15 protein-coding genes are annotated in these 14,637 nt (G+C 71.7%); 4 read left to right on the top strand and 11 right to left on the bottom strand.

Annotation, left to right across the window (positions count from 1 at the left end; translation table 11 throughout):
* Window positions 1-48: 48 nt before the first annotated feature.
* Both nagB and ABIA32_RS14225 read left to right on the top strand, forming a co-directional pair.
* Window positions 49-834 carry a glucosamine-6-phosphate deaminase gene (gene nagB / locus ABIA32_RS14230; protein ID WP_370094771.1) on the top strand — a complete coding sequence of 262 codons (786 nt, stop codon included), beginning with the start codon at window positions 49-51 and terminating at the stop codon, window positions 832-834.
* A gap of 347 nt (window positions 835-1,181) precedes the next feature.
* Complete coding sequence (locus tag ABIA32_RS14225) at window positions 1,182-2,612, top strand: amidase (protein WP_370094769.1); 1,431 nt, start codon at window positions 1,182-1,184, stop codon at window positions 2,610-2,612.
* A 151-nt stretch (window positions 2,613-2,763) separates the two neighbouring features.
* Here the strand turns inward: ABIA32_RS14225 and ABIA32_RS14220 are convergent, their stop codons facing one another.
* The 4 genes from ABIA32_RS14220 to ABIA32_RS14205 form a co-directional block, all read right to left on the bottom strand.
* Window positions 2,764-3,495 (bottom strand): ABC transporter ATP-binding protein, encoded by a 732-nt coding sequence (locus ABIA32_RS14220; protein ID WP_370094767.1) that lies wholly within the window; start codon window positions 3,493-3,495, stop codon window positions 2,764-2,766.
* A gap of 151 nt (window positions 3,496-3,646) precedes the next feature.
* Entirely contained in the window at window positions 3,647-4,414 is a 768-nt protein-coding gene (locus tag ABIA32_RS14215) for a DUF3710 domain-containing protein (RefSeq protein ID WP_370094765.1), read from the bottom strand.
* Window positions 4,415-4,416: 2 nt separating this feature from the next.
* Entirely contained in the window at window positions 4,417-4,926 is a 510-nt protein-coding gene (gene dut, locus ABIA32_RS14210) for a dUTP diphosphatase (protein ID WP_370095140.1), read from the bottom strand.
* Window positions 4,927-4,931: 5 nt separating this feature from the next.
* On the bottom strand, window positions 4,932-5,519 hold the full coding sequence (locus ABIA32_RS14205; protein WP_370094763.1) for a PaaI family thioesterase: 588 nt from the start codon (window positions 5,517-5,519) through the stop codon (window positions 4,932-4,934).
* 145 nt (window positions 5,520-5,664) lie between these two features.
* Between ABIA32_RS14205 and ABIA32_RS14200 the strand changes: the two genes are divergently transcribed.
* The gene (locus tag ABIA32_RS14200) at window positions 5,665-6,108 is read left to right on the top strand and encodes a DUF3093 domain-containing protein (RefSeq protein ID WP_370094761.1); all 444 of its coding nucleotides are present in this window, start codon (window positions 5,665-5,667) and stop codon (window positions 6,106-6,108) included.
* Between the two features lie 506 nt (window positions 6,109-6,614).
* Here the strand turns inward: ABIA32_RS14200 and ABIA32_RS14195 are convergent.
* The 5 genes from ABIA32_RS14195 to ABIA32_RS14175 all read right to left on the bottom strand — a co-directional run bounded on the left by ABIA32_RS14195 (window position 6,615) and on the right by ABIA32_RS14175 (window position 11,451).
* Complete coding sequence (locus ABIA32_RS14195; RefSeq protein WP_370094759.1) at window positions 6,615-7,472, bottom strand: hypothetical protein; 858 nt, start codon at window positions 7,470-7,472, stop codon at window positions 6,615-6,617.
* 147 nt (window positions 7,473-7,619) lie between these two features.
* On the bottom strand, window positions 7,620-7,919 hold the full coding sequence (locus tag ABIA32_RS14190) for a DUF4193 domain-containing protein (RefSeq protein WP_037607432.1): 300 nt from the start codon (window positions 7,917-7,919) through the stop codon (window positions 7,620-7,622).
* A gap of 405 nt (window positions 7,920-8,324) precedes the next feature.
* Window positions 8,325-9,323, bottom strand: coding sequence for an acyl-ACP desaturase (locus ABIA32_RS14185; protein WP_370094757.1), 999 nt, complete (start codon window positions 9,321-9,323; stop codon window positions 8,325-8,327).
* A gap of 208 nt (window positions 9,324-9,531) precedes the next feature.
* Complete coding sequence (locus tag ABIA32_RS14180; protein ID WP_370094755.1) at window positions 9,532-10,794, bottom strand: sensor histidine kinase; 1,263 nt, start codon at window positions 10,792-10,794, stop codon at window positions 9,532-9,534.
* A gap of 3 nt (window positions 10,795-10,797) precedes the next feature.
* Window positions 10,798-11,451, bottom strand: coding sequence for a response regulator transcription factor (locus ABIA32_RS14175; protein WP_370094753.1), 654 nt, complete (start codon window positions 11,449-11,451; stop codon window positions 10,798-10,800).
* Window positions 11,452-11,825: 374 nt separating this feature from the next.
* On the opposite strand from ABIA32_RS14175, the gene ABIA32_RS14170 reads away from it, so the two are divergent.
* On the top strand, window positions 11,826-12,011 hold the full coding sequence (locus ABIA32_RS14170) for a hypothetical protein (protein WP_370094751.1): 186 nt from the start codon (window positions 11,826-11,828) through the stop codon (window positions 12,009-12,011).
* 427 nt (window positions 12,012-12,438) lie between these two features.
* On the opposite strand, the gene ABIA32_RS14165 is transcribed toward ABIA32_RS14170, so the two are convergent.
* The gene (locus ABIA32_RS14165; RefSeq protein ID WP_370094749.1) at window positions 12,439-13,245 is read right to left on the bottom strand and encodes an inositol monophosphatase family protein; all 807 of its coding nucleotides are present in this window, start codon (window positions 13,243-13,245) and stop codon (window positions 12,439-12,441) included.
* An 89-nt stretch (window positions 13,246-13,334) separates the two neighbouring features.
* On the bottom strand, window positions 13,335-14,477 hold the full coding sequence (locus tag ABIA32_RS14160; protein WP_370094747.1) for a ferrochelatase: 1,143 nt from the start codon (window positions 14,475-14,477) through the stop codon (window positions 13,335-13,337).
* Between the last annotated feature and the right edge of the window lie 160 nt (window positions 14,478-14,637).

The raw sequence follows: 14,637 nt of genomic DNA, 5'->3' as shown, positions 1-14,637 counted from the left end.
CGGACATACGTCTGAGACCCGGACATACCTCTAGATCGGTAGGCCAGCGTGGAAGTTGTGATCGTTCCTGACGCCGCAGCGGGCGGAGAGCTCATCGCCTCGGCGATCGCCGACCTGCTCACCCGGAAGCCGGACGCGCTTCTGGGCGTGGCCACGGGCTCGACGCCGCTCCCGATCTACCAGGCTCTCGCGGCCAAGGTCGGCGCCGGTCAGGTCGACGCCTCCCGGGCCCGGATCTGCCAGCTCGACGAGTACGTCGGCCTGCCTGCCGGACACCCCGAGTCCTACCGCTCCGTCGTGCTGCGCGAGGTCGTAGAGCCGCTGGGCCTCGCCGAGTCCTCCTTCATGGGCCCGGACGGCTCCGCCGCGGACATCGTCGCCGCCTGCGAGGCCTACGACCAGGCCCTGGCCAACGCCGGCGGCGTGGACCTCCAGCTGCTGGGCATCGGCACCGACGGACACATCGGCTTCAACGAGCCCTGCTCCTCGCTCGCCTCGCGCACCCGGATCAAGACGCTCACCGAGCAGACCCGGATCGACAACGCGCGCTTCTTCGCCGACGACATCGACCAGGTCCCGCACCACGTCATCACCCAGGGCATCGGCACCATCCTGGACGCCCGCCACCTGGTGCTGCTGGCCACCGGCGCCGGCAAGGCCGAGGCGGTCGCGGCCACCGTCGAGGGCCCGGTCTCCGCGCTGGTCCCCGCCTCGGCGCTGCAGCTGCACCCGCACGCCACCGTCGTCGTGGACGAGGCGGCCGCAGCCGGCCTCAAGCTCGCCGACTACTTCCGCGCCACCTTCGCGGCCAAGCCGCACTGGCAGGGGCTGTAGCTCCCGTCCATTGAAGCAGGGCCCCCGCCGAGCGTGGGAGCGGGCGCGGCCACCGGAAAATCCCGGGCGGCCGCGCCCGTTCTCGCGGCTCGAAGCTCCCGCCGGCATGCCGGCCCCAGCCGGGCAGTCCTTCGGCAACCTGAGGACGAGCGGCCGGATCTCCCGCCTCGAATCCGCCGTCGGACCGGCCCTCTCCCTCTCCGTCCTGCTCTGTCTCCGTCCTGCTCCGACCCTGGCGTGGCTTCCCTCGCGATGCGAGGATCGCGGCGGGAGCTACCCGCAAGTAGCTCGCCGCGGGACAGGGCAGAGCAAGACAGGGCAGGACAGGAACGGCGAGGAGGCCGGGGATGACGCAGCTGCACGATCTGACCGCGTTGGAGCAGGGCGAAATGATCGCGGCGGGGAAGCTCTCCCCCGTTGAACTGACGCAGCACTATCTCGACCGGATCGGGCAACTCAACGACACCGTCGGCGCGTTCGTCACGGTCACCCCCGAACTCGCGCTCGGCCAGGCCGCCCAGGCCGAGACCGACGCCACCGAGGCCCGGCGCGAGGGCCGGGCGCTGTCGCCGCTCCACGGCGTCCCGGTCCCGGTCAAGGACCTCAACTTCGTCGCGGGCGTCAAGGCCACCCTCGGCTCCCTCGCCTACGCCGAGAACGTCCCCCTCGTCGACGACCACGTGGTGACCCGGCTGCGCCAGTCAGGGACGGTGATGCTCGGCAAGACGCAGACGCCCGAGTTCGGGCTCCCCTGCTACTCCGAGAACAAGATCGCCGCCCCGGCCCGCACCCCCTGGGACCTGGACCGCTCGGCCGGCGGCTCCAGCGGCGGCGCGGGCGCGGCGGTCTCCTCCGGCCTCGCCCCGCTCGCCCACGGCAGCGACGGCGGCGGCTCGATCCGCATCCCGGCGTCCGTCTGCGGGCTCTACGGCATCAAGCCCAGCCGTGGCCGCGTCGCCTCGGGCCCGACCTTCTACGACGTCAGCGGCCTGTCCACCAGCGGCCCGCTGGCCCGCACCGTGGCGGACGCGGCCGCACTACTCGACGTGCTGGCCGGCTCGATGCCCGGCGAGCCCTACGCCGCGCCCTCGCTCCCCGCCGGCGAGACCTTCCGCGCCTACGCCCAGCGCGAGCCCGGCGTGCTGCGGGTCGCGGTGCTGACCTCCTCGCCCGCGCCCGGCGTCACCGTCCACTCCGACTGCGTCGCGGCCACCCGCGAGACCGCCGAGTTGCTCACGGGCCTCGGGCACCACGTCGAGGAGTTGGACCTGCCCGCCGACGACACCTTGCGCACGGTCTTCGGCCAGGTCTGGGCCGTGATGGCGACTCAGACGCCGGTCGCGCCCGAGGACGAGGAGAAGCTGATGCCGCTGACGCGGCATCTGCGCAAGCTCGGCCGCGAGGTCTCCGGGCCGGACTTCGCCACCGCGCTCTACGCCTTCCGCGCGGTCGGGCTGCTGGTCTCCCAGCTCCAGGCGGCCTACGACGTGATCCTCAGCCCGACCCTGGCCCAGCCCCCGGCTCCGGTCGGCGGCCTGCGCAACGACGCGGACCCGGCGTCCGAGTTCGACAGCCTGGTCCACTTCACACCATTCACGCCGCTCTACAACGCCACCGGCCAGCCTGCCGTCAACCTGCCGCTGCACTGGAACGCGGACGGCCTGCCCATCGGCGTCATGCTCGGCGGCCGCTACGGCGACGAAGCCACGCTGATCTCGCTCTCGGCCCAGCTCGAGGCCGCAAGGCCGTGGGCGGGGCGCAAGCCGTCCGTCTGGTAGTTGCAGCACCTCAAGGGGCGCGAGGAACTGCGCGACAAGCCACTGACGTCAGCATGGTCCTCAACGCGCAGGGCCATCCGCGCAGGGTGGTTTCTCGCGCACGCGGTTCATCGAGCAGAGCCTCGCACCCCTTGGGTAGTGCAACTGGCCGTCAGCTATTGACGATCCGGCCGTCGCGGAGGTCGAGGATCCGGTCGGACAGCTCCATCAGGTTCGGGTCGTGGGTGGCGACCAGGGCGGTGACGCCCTCGCTGCGCACGACCGCCCTGAGCAGCTGCATGACAGACCGCCCGGTGTCGGAGTCCAGCTGACCGGTCGGCTCGTCGGCGATGATCAGGGCCGGTCGGTTGGCCAGCGCGCGCGCGATCGCCACCCGCTGCTGCTGCCCGCCGGAGAGCTCGCCCGGCCGCTGACCGGCGTGGTCGGCGAGACCGACGAGCGCGAGCAGTTCGCGCACCCGCTCCTCCCGCTCCGCGGCGGGCAGGCGGCGCAGCCGCATCGGCACGCCGACGTTCTCCGCGGCGGTCAGGATCGGCAGCAGGCCGAAGGACTGGAAGACGAAGCCGATCCGGTCCCTGCGCAGGTCAAGCAGGCCGTTCTCGCCGAGCTCGGACAGATCCTGGCCGTCCACCCTGACCGTCCCGCTGCTGGCCCGGTCGAGGCCGCCGACGAGGTTGAGCAAGGTGGTCTTGCCGGAGCCTGATCGCCCCTTCAGCGCGGTGAGTTCGCCCCGACGGGCCGTGAACGAGACACCGCGCAGCGCGTGCACGGCCGTCTCCCCGCTGCCGAAGCTCCGGTGCAGGTCGACCACCTCGACCATCGCCCTGCCCGCGCTCGCGGCCGCCTCGCCCTCGGCCAGTACGCTTCCACCGGTTCCTGCCATGCGCTCCCCCACAAGTTCTGTGCCCGCACAACCTGTGCCCGGAAAACTAGCAGGTGCCCGCCCCTGGGGGGACGGGCACCTCGCGAGGAATCCGTGGAGGATCAGCGGACCAGCAGGTCAGCGCACCTCAGTGATCAGCGCACCTCAGTGATCAGCGCACCTCAGTGATCTCCGGTCCACGATCGAACGGGTTCAGGTCGTCCACCCCGGGACGGCCCTGCTGCTGCGGCATGCCGTCCGGCACCATCTGGGCGTCCTCGGGCAGGCGCAGCACGATCGGGTCGCGCGGGGCCATCGGACCCTCACCGCGGACGACCACGGTCTCGCGGAAGACCTGCTCCAGCACGCCCGCCGCGTCGTCCTGCATCGCGGCCTGGCCGGAGATGACACCGCGCAGGAACCAGCGCGGGCCGTCGCAGCCGACGAAGCGGACCAGCTGCACGCCCTGCGTGCCGTCCGGCAGCTGCACCGGGACGCGGGCGCGCAGGCCCCAGCCCAGCTCGGCCTCCTCCTCGTCGACCGCACCGCCCTGCTGGGTGATGCCGTCGGCGATCTCCTTGCGGACCTCGCCCCAGATGCCCTCGGACCGGGGCGCGGCGAAGGCCTGCAGCTGGATCGCACTGTTTCCGAGCACCAGCGTGGCCGCGACGATCGAGTCGCCTGCGACCTCGACGCGAAGCTCCATGCCCTCGACGCCGGGGACCAGCAGGCCGCCCAGGTCGACCCGGCCCTCCCTGGCGTCCTCGACCTCGGAGAAGTCGAAGGGGCCGTCGGGGCGCGGCGCGGGCGGCAGGCCCACACGCCCGTCTGCGTCGTCCTCCTCCTCGGAGGTAGCCCCTGCGATCTCCTCGCTGTCGGCGTCGACGAGCTCGTCGAGCTGCTCGACAGCGTCCTCGCTCTTGGCGCGACGACGGAACACGGTCACTGTCCTTCCCGGTCGGGTACCGAAGAGTCTTTCTGCCCGGCCGCGGGAATGCTAACCGCGGCGTGGCCCCCCGTCGACCCGAAGCCTCCTGCGGCGCGTGCCGACCCCGGCAGCTCAGCCACCTCGTGGAACCGAACCTTCTCGACCCGCTGGACGACCAGCTGGGCGATCCGGTCCCCGCGATGGAAGACCACCCGCTCGCGCGGGTCGAGGTTGACGACGATCACCTTGATCTCACCACGGTACCCGGCATCGACGGTTCCGGGGGCATTGACGAGGGCGATCCCGCAGCGGGCGGCCAGGCCGGAGCGCGCGTGTACGAAGGCCGCGTAGCCGTCGGGGAGCGCGATGGCTACTCCGGTGGGCAGCACGGCCCGCTCACCCGGCTCCAGCACGGCGTCGACGGTGGTGCGCAGATCGGCCCCGGCGTCGCCGGGGTGCTCGTACGCGGGGGCGGGCAGCTCGTCGTCCAGCCGCTGCAGCAGCACGTCGACGGGGTGGAACACAGAACTCACGGATTCACCTCGAAGGCGCGGGCGCGCCTGAACAGATCGGGGTTGTCCATGGCGGCCTTGATGTCCTCGGCCCGGCCATGGGTGACGAAATGGTCCAGCTTGACCTGGATGAACAGCGCCTTGGCGGTGATCGCGAGCGGCCCGTCGGGGGCGTCCAGCCGGGCCTCGCCGCGGCAGTAGATCTTGCGTCCGGCGACCGCGTCCACCCAGGTGTGCAGGTAGAGCGTGGAGTCGACGGGTACCGGGCGGCGGAAGTCGGTTTCCAGCCGTGCGGTGACCGAGGCGGTGTGCAGCAGCCAGTTCAGCGTGCCCAGCGCGTCGTCCATCGCGGTGACCAGCACGCCGCCGTGCGCGAGCCCTGGACCGCCCTGGTGTGCGGCGGCGACGGTGAACTCGGCGAAGATCTCGACGCCCTCCCCGGCCCGTGAGGCCAGGTGCAGGCCGTGCGGCTGGGCGGGACCGCAGCCGAAGCAGTGCTCGTAGTGCGGCTCGATCAGCTCGCCGGGCGCGGGTGCCTCCGGGTGGCGAACGGGAGGAACCGCGTTGGGAGGTGGCGTCAGGCTGGGACGGGGTGGTTCGGTCACCCCGCGACCCTACCGCCCGCGGACCCCACGGGCCTGCGAAGCAGGCGCCCGGGAAGCCGACGGCGGCGAGGCGGCACCGAGGGCTGCGGGGCGGGGTGCGTCGTGGCGGGCCCCGGGGCCGGACCGCGCGGCCGCGCGGCGCACAATGGGTCCCATGTACGACGAACGCCTCTCCGCCCCTGCGGTCCTGTGGCTGCTCCCGGTCGGCTCCGGCCTCTCGATGATGCTGATCCTGCTGGTCTTCGGGCCCGTGCCGGCCCTGCTCGGCCTGGTCGTGGGCGGCGTGGGGGCCTCGGTGCTGCTCAGCAGCTACGGGTCGCCCCGGATCCGGATCGTCCAGGGTCACCTGGTGGCCGGACAGGCTCGGGTGCCGCTCTCCGCGCTGGGCGGAGCGGAGGTGCTGGACCGCGAGGCGGCCTTCGCCTGGCGCACCACCAAGGCCGACGCGCGCGCCTTCATGCTGCTGCGCGGCTACATCCCGACGGCGCTCCGCGTCGAGGTCACCGACCCCGACGACCCGACGCCCTACCTCTACCTCTCCACCCGCACCCCCCAGCGCCTCGCCGACGCCCTCCAGGCGGCCCGCTGAGGCCTCCGGCCGGGTACCAGCCCAGGCCCTGCGGCGGTGAGCAGGCGGCGCCAGGCAAACGCGTCGGCCCGAGCGCCCTGCACCGCTCCCGCCCGCAGACCGGGTCACAGGAGACCAACAGCCCGGCTGCTGGACTCGCTGTGGGGCGTGAGCCGACGTGCAGAAGCAGTCCGATCGCAGCTCACCGCCGCCCTCCGCGCCTCCCGATCGGCCCACAGAAGATCTTCCGGCCCGAGTCGTGGACCAGCCGGGCGCGTGAGCAGGCCGACCTCCCCGCGGCTCGCCCGACGGGCGCGCGCGGTCGCGCTGGTGCGGGGCCCCGGGGCGAGGCCCAAGGGCGCCGCCCGGCGTCACCGGCGGGAGCCGTCCGGCAGGGCCTACAGCTCGGCGGAGTGCCATCCTGAGTGCCATCCGGCGGGACGACCCAATGGGTGCAGGACCCGAGGCCTGTCCATGTGCACCTCAGGGCCGCCTGGAGGGTGCTCTGGACCGCCCGACGTCGCCGTTCAGGCTCCCGGGGCCTGGTGGCCTTCCGGGGGCGGAGGCGGGTTCTTCCCGGCCTTCGCCGACTTCTGCGGCTTCGACGCCCTTTCCGACCCCGCCGACTCCTGCGGCAGCGCGTGACGCCAGTAGTCCGGGTCGGTGGGCCGGCGCTCGCGGAGGTCGCGGCGGATTTCCTTGGCCAGCCGGGCGGTGTCCTTGCGGTTGACAAAGGCGCCGGCGGCCGCGCCGATCATGAAGGGCGTCAAGGAAGGCAGCTTCCGGACACCCGCATGGGTGAGGCGCTTGCGCAGCGCCTTGCGCAGGGCCGCGCTCTTGCTCAGGGCCACGATCGTGGCGGGCTTGGTGACGTCCATCCCGCGGCGCTGCGACCAGACCGTCAGATATGCGACGGAGCGCTGCTTCGCGTTGCCCTCGGCGGGCTGCCCGTAGGCCTCGTAGAGTTCCGCGATCATCTTGAACTCGACCGCGGCCACGGCCAGCAGTTCGGCCGCGATCTCGACCGGCATCGCCGGCGGTACCGGCATCATCGCCGCCGCACCGGCTCCCGCGCCGACCGCGCCCGAGGCGCGGGCACCAGCGGCGGCGATCCTGTCGGCAAGCTCTTCGGCGCTCTTGGCGCCCGGGTGATGGACGCGGAGCGTGGCCACGTCGCGAATCTTGATTCGCGGTGCCGCGTCGACCAGACGGTCGGCGAGGCTGACGGCGCCGTCCTTGGCGCCGTTGCCGAGGCCACGACCCAGCTTCCTTGCGAGCGAGGCCATACGGCCCCGCTCGGCGGGGACGGAGTCCGCGGTCGCGGACTCGTCCCAGACCTCCATCTCGGCGGCGATCCTGGCCAGGTCGGCCGTGGTCTCATCCACCGATGTCGCGTCCGATGCCGAGTCTGAACTCGTATCGCGTGCTGTCGCATCGCTGGATGAGCGGCCGGCCGGCGGCTGTTCGTCACCGTCCGAGGATCTCTGCGGCTTGCGGAACGGTCCCATGAGTCCCCTTCCTACACCGCTCGATCAGGCGGCGCAGTCCCGGCAGATCGGCTGACCGTTCTTCTCACTGGCCAGCTGGCTCCGGTGGTGCACCAGGAAACAACTCATGCACGTGAACTCGTCGGCCTGGCGCGGCAGAACCCGGACGGAAAGCTCCTCATTGCTGAGGTCCGCCCCGGGCAGCTCCAGACCTTCGGCCGCCTCGAACTCGTCGACGTCGACCGAGCTGGTCGACTTCTCGTTCCTGCGGGCCTTGAGTTCCTCGATGCTGTCCTCGTTGAGGTCGTCATCTGTCTTACGCGGGGTGTCGTAGTCAGTCGCCATATCACTCTCCCCCTGTGGGTGCTTGCGGGTATCTCCAGCGCACGTAACGCGCAGGGAGTCGGACTTGTGCCCGACCCGAGGGCGAGATTTTGCCTTACTTCAAGGTCTGTTACTCAATCGACACCCGACTTGCCCCCCGAAGAGGTGATCGGGAGCACATTTCGCCGGGGTCACGACAGCCATCAGGCCTATGCTTCACTGACCACTTACCGTGATCATGGACCTCGGAAACCCCGTAACGACGGGCCCGCCCTCCAGGCCCGTCGCTCACCCTGCGTGACCGGCGCTTCCGCAACAAATTGGCTGAAACTGTGCGCACACTCACATGGTCGCATCAAGTTGTGATGCTCATCACAGTTCAGGAAAGTCCGGACTTGTCACCCTTGCCCGGACCATCTGCAGCCGCTAGGCCGTAGCTCCGGCCCGAGCCGCCGCCTTGGCCTCGTTGGCCGCCTTACGGGCCAGGATGGCCGCCTGGCGCTCGTCGAAGCGGGTCGCCTGGGCATCCAGGCCGTCGAGGAAGACGCCGAGCTCCTGCTGGGCCTGCAGGCCCTCGGGGCCCAGCCCGGAAACCTCCATGACCTTCAGGTGCCGCAGCACCGGCTGCAGCACGTCGTCGTGGTGGATCCGCAGGTTGTAGATGCCGCCGAGGGCGATCTGGACCGCGGCGCGCTCGAAGCCGGGCATGCCGTGGCCGGGCATCCGGAAGTTGATCACGACGTCGGCGATGGCGCGCATCGCCTGGTCCGGAGCGATCTCCAGGGCGGCCTTGACCAGGTTCCGGTAGAAGACCATGTGCAGGTTCTCGTCGGTCGCGATCCGCGCCAGCATCCGGTCGCAGACCGGGTCGCCGGAGTGGTGCCCGGTGTTCCGGTGCGAGATCCGGGTGGCCAGCTCCTGGAAGGCGACGTAGGCCACCGAGTGCAGCATCGAGTGGTTGTTGTCCGACTCGAAGCCTTCGGCCATATGGGTCATCCGGGCCCGCTCCAGGGCCACCGGGTCCACGGCGCGCGCGGTCAGCAGGTAGTCGCGCATGACGATCGCATGGCGGCCCTCCTCGGCCGTCCACTGGTGCACCCAGGTACCCCACGCGCCGTCGCGGCCGAACATGGTCGCGATCTCGTGGTGGTAGCTGGGCAGGTTGTCCTCGGTGAGGAGGTTGACCACCAGCGACACCCGGCCGACCTCGGTGACCGGCGACTGGTCGACGGCCCAGGCCTCGCCGCCCATCACGCCGTCGAAGTCACGGCCCAGGCTCCACGGCACGTACTCGTGCGGCATCCACTCCTTGGCGACGCCCAGGTGGCGGTTGAGCTCGCGCTCGACGACCTCCTCCAGGGCGTGGAGCAGCTGCGCATCGGTCCACTGGGTACGGCCGGCGGGGCGGTCGGGGGCGATGGTCACGTGAATCCAACTCTCGGTACGGCACACACCTACGCTTCCGTAGGTTACGCCACCGTAGGTTGACGATGCGCCCCCTGGCAAGAGCCGGGGGCCCACGTCACAGCCTCGCCGTCCGTTGTCAACAGAGTTACTCGCTGGTCACTTCACCAGCGCTTTCGCCGCGCGCGGCCCTGCCGCCCACCTTGCGCCGGGCGGTCTTGGGCAGGTCTCAGGCCAGCGCCCCGCCACGGGCCGCCGTGGGCGGGGTGAGCGGTGCCTTCGCGCCCGGGATCCTGACCCGGATCAGCAGACCGCCCTCGGAGCGCGGAACCGCCTCGATGGACCCCCCGTGAGCCCGCACGACCGATCGGACGATCGAGAGCCCGAGCCCCACGCCCTTGTCGCTGTGCGTCCGCTCACGGCCCTTGCCGCGCCGGAACGGCTCGAAGATGTGCTCCACCTCGTAACCGGGCACCAGCGGCCCGCTGTTGCTCACGACGAGCTCCCCGGCCCCGTCGCGGGCCGTGTGCACCTGCACGTCGACCCAGCCGTCCGCAGGCAGGTTGTACTTGACCCCGTTCTGGATCAGGTTGAGCGCCACCCGCTCCAGCAGCACGCCGTTCCCCGAGACCATCACCGCGCCGGCCGGCGCGGGAATCGTCGCGCTGAGCCTGACGCCCTTGGCGACCGCGTCGCCCCGGATCTGCTCCAGCGCCTGGCGGGCCACCTCGGTCAGGTCGATCGGCTTGCGCTCGGTGAGCTCGTTGTCGCTCCTGGCCAGCAGCAGCAACCCCTCGACCAGTTGCTCGCTGCGCTCGTTGGTGGCCAGCAGGGTCTTCCCCAACTGCTGCAGCTCCGGCGTGGCGGCCGGATCAGAGAGCTGGACCTCCAGCAGCGTCCGGTTGATCGCCAGTGGTGTGCGCAGTTCGTGCGAGGCGTTCGCGACGAACTTGCGCTGCGACTCGAAGGAGCGATCGAGCCGGTCGAGCATGTCGTCGAAGGTGTCGGCGAGCTCCTTGAGCTCGTCGTCCGGGCCGTCGAGCTCGATCCTGCGGTGCAGGTCGGATCCGGCCACCTGGCGCGCCGTGCGGGTGATCCGCCCCAGCGGGCTGAGCACCCGGCCGGCCATCGCGTAGCCGAAGAAGACGGCGAGGATGAGCAGCGCCGTCAGCGCCGCCAGCGACTTGAGCACCAGCAGGTGCAGCGCCGCCGCCGCGTGGTCGTGCTGGAAGGCGCGGAGGTAGTCGTTGAGCTCGGCGCCGGTCAGCAGCCGGCCGTCCCCCGTGTAGACCTGGACGTTGGGGCCGACGCGTATCGCCGGCATCTGCGTCGCGCTGCCGAATGCCTGGTCGACGAAGAGATACATGACCAGCACCATGACCAGCCCGGCGAGCAGGAACATCCCGCCGTAGAACATGGTCAGCCTGATCCGCAGCGTCGGCCGGAACGGCAGCAGCGACTCCCGCACGTCGACCCGAGTGTCCTCTGCCACGGCTCAGATCCGGTATCCGGAGCCCGGCACCGTGATGATCACCGGCGGCTCGCCGAGCTTGCGTCGTAGCGTCATCACGGTGACCCGGACCACGTTGGTGAACGGGTCAGTGTGCTCGTCCCAGGCCTTCTCCAGCAGCTGCTCGGCCGAGACCACGGCCCCGCCGGCCCGCATGAGCACCTCCAGCACCGCGAACTCCTTGGGCGCGAGCGCGATCGGCTTGCCCTCACGCAGCACCTCGCGACGCCCCGGGTCCAGGCTGATCCCGGCCCGCTCCAGCACCGGCGGCAACGGCGTCGTCGCCCGGCGGCCGAGCGCGCGGACCCGCGCGACGAGTTCGCTGAAGGCGAACGGCTTGGGGAGGTAGTCGTCGGCGCCCAGCTCCAGTCCCTCGACCCGGTCGCTGATGTCCCCGGCGGCGGTCAGCATCAGCACGCGGGTCGGCAGCGCCTCCTCGACCAGCTTCCGGCAGACGTCGTCGCCGTGGACCAACGGCAGGTCGCGGTCCAGCACGACGACGTCGTACTCGTTCAGGGCGATCCGGTCCAGCGCGGCCTGGCCGTCGTAGACGACGTCCACGGCCATGGCCTCTCGACGCAGACCGGTGGCGACAGCATCGGCGAGCAACTGCTCGTCCTCGACCACGAGAACTCGCACCACAGGTCCTTTCGGGCACGGCGCACCCTTCGCGGGCACGCTCACAGGCATCCATCCTGCCTCGCGCCCCCGTAAAGCACTGGTAAGCGGGCCCGGCACGAACGCGCGGCGATCACTCGGCGACGGCCCGGCGACGGCCCGGCGATCACTCGGCGACGGCGCGGCGAGGGCGCGGAATCCGGCGGGAATTCCCGGCTTCGCCGAGGTTTCCGCCGAAGACGGCCTGGGCAGGACGCTCTGTACACCCGCGATGCACGTGCGCCACGTGCGCTCTGGCGCCTTCGTCCGTCGCACCCGCCCGCCGTGCGGCCATCCGCGCCGGGCTCATTCGTGAACCCGGGGTCGCCCGACACTCAGCAAGGGGGTCATGCCTCATGGACGCCTTCACCGCCGGCATCCTTCAGCGCATAAGGAACGCCGAGCAGGACCTGCATCAGGCCCTGGAGTCGGGTGACGACTTCCTGGCCGAGGTCGAGCAGTCAGAGCTCGACGACCTGCGACGCCTCGCCTCGGACCACGGCATCGAACTGATGCCGCTGGCTCCGCCGACAGCCGCCTGAACTCCTGCCTCAGCCGGTCCACCCAGTAACCCGTAGCCGAGCACCCGTAGCCGCCTCGATCCAGTAGCCACCCTCGACCCGTCACGCTTCCCGCCCCGGACAGATCCGTCGTCCGGGGCGTTTCCATGCCGCGGGAAGCGTGAGAGGCCGCTCAGACGTCGTGCGCCGGCGCGAGAACCCTCGCGGCCGACTGCGAGCGAGCGCGCACGACAGGGGCCGTTCGGATCCGGCTCGCCCACCCGCGCGAAAGCCGTCGCCCAACACGAAGCCGGGCCCCCGCGGCGCGTCGGGCGGGCGGACAGCCGAGGGGCACGCGGTCTGCCGAGGCAGGCCGAGCCCAGGTCACGGCCCGCGTAGCCGCTGCAATCCTGGTCCGGCGCCGAGGGCGAGGGCCAGCAGGCCAGGGCCGGGCCCCGCCGGGCGCAGGCTAGTCGTGCCAGGCGCCCAGCTGCTCCAGGGCCTCCTGGAGGGGCTCGAAGAGGCCCTGGGGGGCCGCGACGGTGAGTTCGGGGCCGGCGGGGGCGCCGGGGCGGCCGGCCACGAGGGCGCCCGCTTCGGCGGCGATCAGGGCGCCGGCGCTGTAGTCCCACGGGTTGAGGCCGCGCTCGAAGTAGCCGTCCAGGCGGCCCGCCGCCACGTCGCAGAGGTCGACGGCGGCGGATCCGCCGCGGCGGATGTCCCGCAGCCGCGGCAGCAGCGCCGCGACCACCTCGGCCTGGTGCGCGCGCCGGTCCCGCAGGTAGCCGAAGCCGGTGGCCACCAGCGCCTGGTCCATCGGCGGCGCGGGGCGCACCGCCAGGGCGCGCCCGTTCAGATACGCGCCGCGCCCGCGCACCGCGTGCACCCGCTCGCCACGCGGCGCGATCTCGACGACCCCCACCACGGCCTCGCCGTCCAGCTCCGCGGCGATGCTGACGCACCACGCGGGCAGGCCGTAGAGGTAGTTCACCGTGCCGTCCAGAGGGTCGACCACCCAGCGGATGCCGGTGCTGCCCTCGCGGGACGCGCCTTCCTCGCCGAGCAGCCCGTCGTCCGGACGGCGCTCGGAGAGCACCTCGGTGATCAGCTTCTCCGCCGCGAGGTCCATCTCCGTCACCACGTCGACCGCGCTGCTCTTCGTCGCGGCCACGCCGAGGTGCGCCGGACGCCCGTCCCGCAGCAGTGCGCCGGCCCGCGAAGCCGCCTCGACGGCGACGTCGAGCAGTTCGGCGTAGAGGTCCTGATGATCCGTCATGCGGTATGTCCCTGCTCTCTGCGAACGCTGTGCCGACTGCCGACCGTGCTGTCCACCGACTCCGTGCTGTCTGCCTGTCCCGGTCCCGCTCAGTCCGTCCAGTCCGCGCCCGCCGCCGCCGGGGCCGCACCGCGCAGCGCCGGGCAGCAGCCGACCGGGCACAGGTCGTGCGAGGCGCCGAGCGCGCCCAGCGCGCAGCGGGTGACCGCCTCGCCGCGCGCGCCCGCGGCGCGCTCGAGCACCAACTCGCGTACGGCCGCGGCGAAGCGCGGGTCCGCGCCGACCGTCGCCGCGCGGGCGACGGGGAGGCCGAGCTCGTCGGCCTTCTCCTGCGCCTGGGTGTCGAGGTCGAACTTGACCTCCATGTGGTCCGAGACGAAACCGATCGGCACCATCACCACCGCCGCCGCTCCGTCGGCCCGCTCGGCCTCGAGGTGGTCGCAGATGTCCGGCTCCAGCCACGGGATGTGCGGTGCGCCGCTGCGGCTCTGGTAGACCAGCTGCCACGGCCGCTCCGCGACGCCGGTCGCCGTCGCGACGGCCTCCGCGACCAGTCGGGCGACCTCCAGGTGCTGGGCCACATACGCACCGCCCGGCCGCCCGTGGGCCGGATCCGCGGGGGCGCCCGAGGAGTCGGCGAGCGCCGTCGGGATCGAGTGCGTGGTGAACGCCAGGCGAGCGTCTGATCGAACGCTCGCCGGGAGCGAATCGAGAGCAGCCAGCGTGCTTTCGACCATCGGCTCGACGAAACCCGGGTGGTTGTAGAAGTGGCGCAGCTTGTCGACGCGCAGCTCGGCCGCGCCGGGTGCCCGCTCCTCGCGCAGCACGGTCAGCGCCGCCGCCAGGTTCTCCCGGTACTGGCGGCAGCCGGAGTAGTTGGCGTAGGCGCTGGTGGCGAGCACCAGCACGCGGCGGTGGCCGTCCGCCGCGATCTCACGCAGCGTGTCGACCAGGTACGGAGCCCAGTTGCGGTTACCCCAGTAGACCGGCAGGTCGAGGCCGTGCTCGCCGAAGTCCTTGCGCAGCGCCTGCAGCAGCTCGCGGTTCTGCGCGTTGATCGGGCTGACCCCGCCGAAGAGGAAGTAGTGCTGACCCACCTCGGCCAGCCGCTCCTTGGGGATGCCGCGCCCGCGGGTGACGTTCTCCAGGAAGGGGACGACGTCGTCCGGTCCTTCCGGGCCACCGAAGGAGAGCAGGAGCAGGGCGTCGTACGGAGCATGCGCGTCGGACATGCCCCCGATCCTGCCATCTCCCCCGCGATCCCTGGCGCTCCACATCCCCTGGCTCCCCACTTTCCCTGGCTCTCCCCTTTCCCTGACTCCCGACCTTCCCTGGCTCCGCACAATCCCTGGACTCGCCGGGAATGCGTTCGACAGTCCACGTAAGCTGTAC

The sequence above is a fragment of the Streptacidiphilus sp. MAP12-20 genome, from assembly GCF_041262525.1.
Lineage (GTDB): Bacteria > Actinomycetota > Actinomycetes > Streptomycetales > Streptomycetaceae > Streptacidiphilus.
Note: the sequence above shows the minus strand (reverse complement) of the source record. Positions and strands in the feature narration are given on the sequence as shown.

What these genes read in the sequence shown, in the direction of transcription:
- ABIA32_RS14225 (WP_370094769.1), top strand. Translation starts at nt 1,182, where the DNA reads ATGACGCAGCTGCACGATCTGACCGCGTTGGAGCAGGGCGAAATGATC.
- ABIA32_RS14220 (WP_370094767.1), bottom strand. Translation starts at nt 3,495, where the DNA reads ATGGCAGGAACCGGTGGAAGCGTACTGGCCGAGGGCGAGGCGGCCGCG.
- ABIA32_RS14200 (WP_370094761.1), top strand. Translation starts at nt 5,665, where the DNA reads ATGGGTCCCATGTACGACGAACGCCTCTCCGCCCCTGCGGTCCTGTGG.
- ABIA32_RS14190 (WP_037607432.1), bottom strand. Translation starts at nt 7,919, where the DNA reads ATGGCGACTGACTACGACACCCCGCGTAAGACAGATGACGACCTCAAC.
- ABIA32_RS14170 (WP_370094751.1), top strand. Translation starts at nt 11,826, where the DNA reads ATGGACGCCTTCACCGCCGGCATCCTTCAGCGCATAAGGAACGCCGAG.
- ABIA32_RS14165 (WP_370094749.1), bottom strand. Translation starts at nt 13,245, where the DNA reads ATGACGGATCATCAGGACCTCTACGCCGAACTGCTCGACGTCGCCGTC.
- ABIA32_RS14160 (WP_370094747.1), bottom strand. Translation starts at nt 14,477, where the DNA reads ATGTCCGACGCGCATGCTCCGTACGACGCCCTGCTCCTGCTCTCCTTC.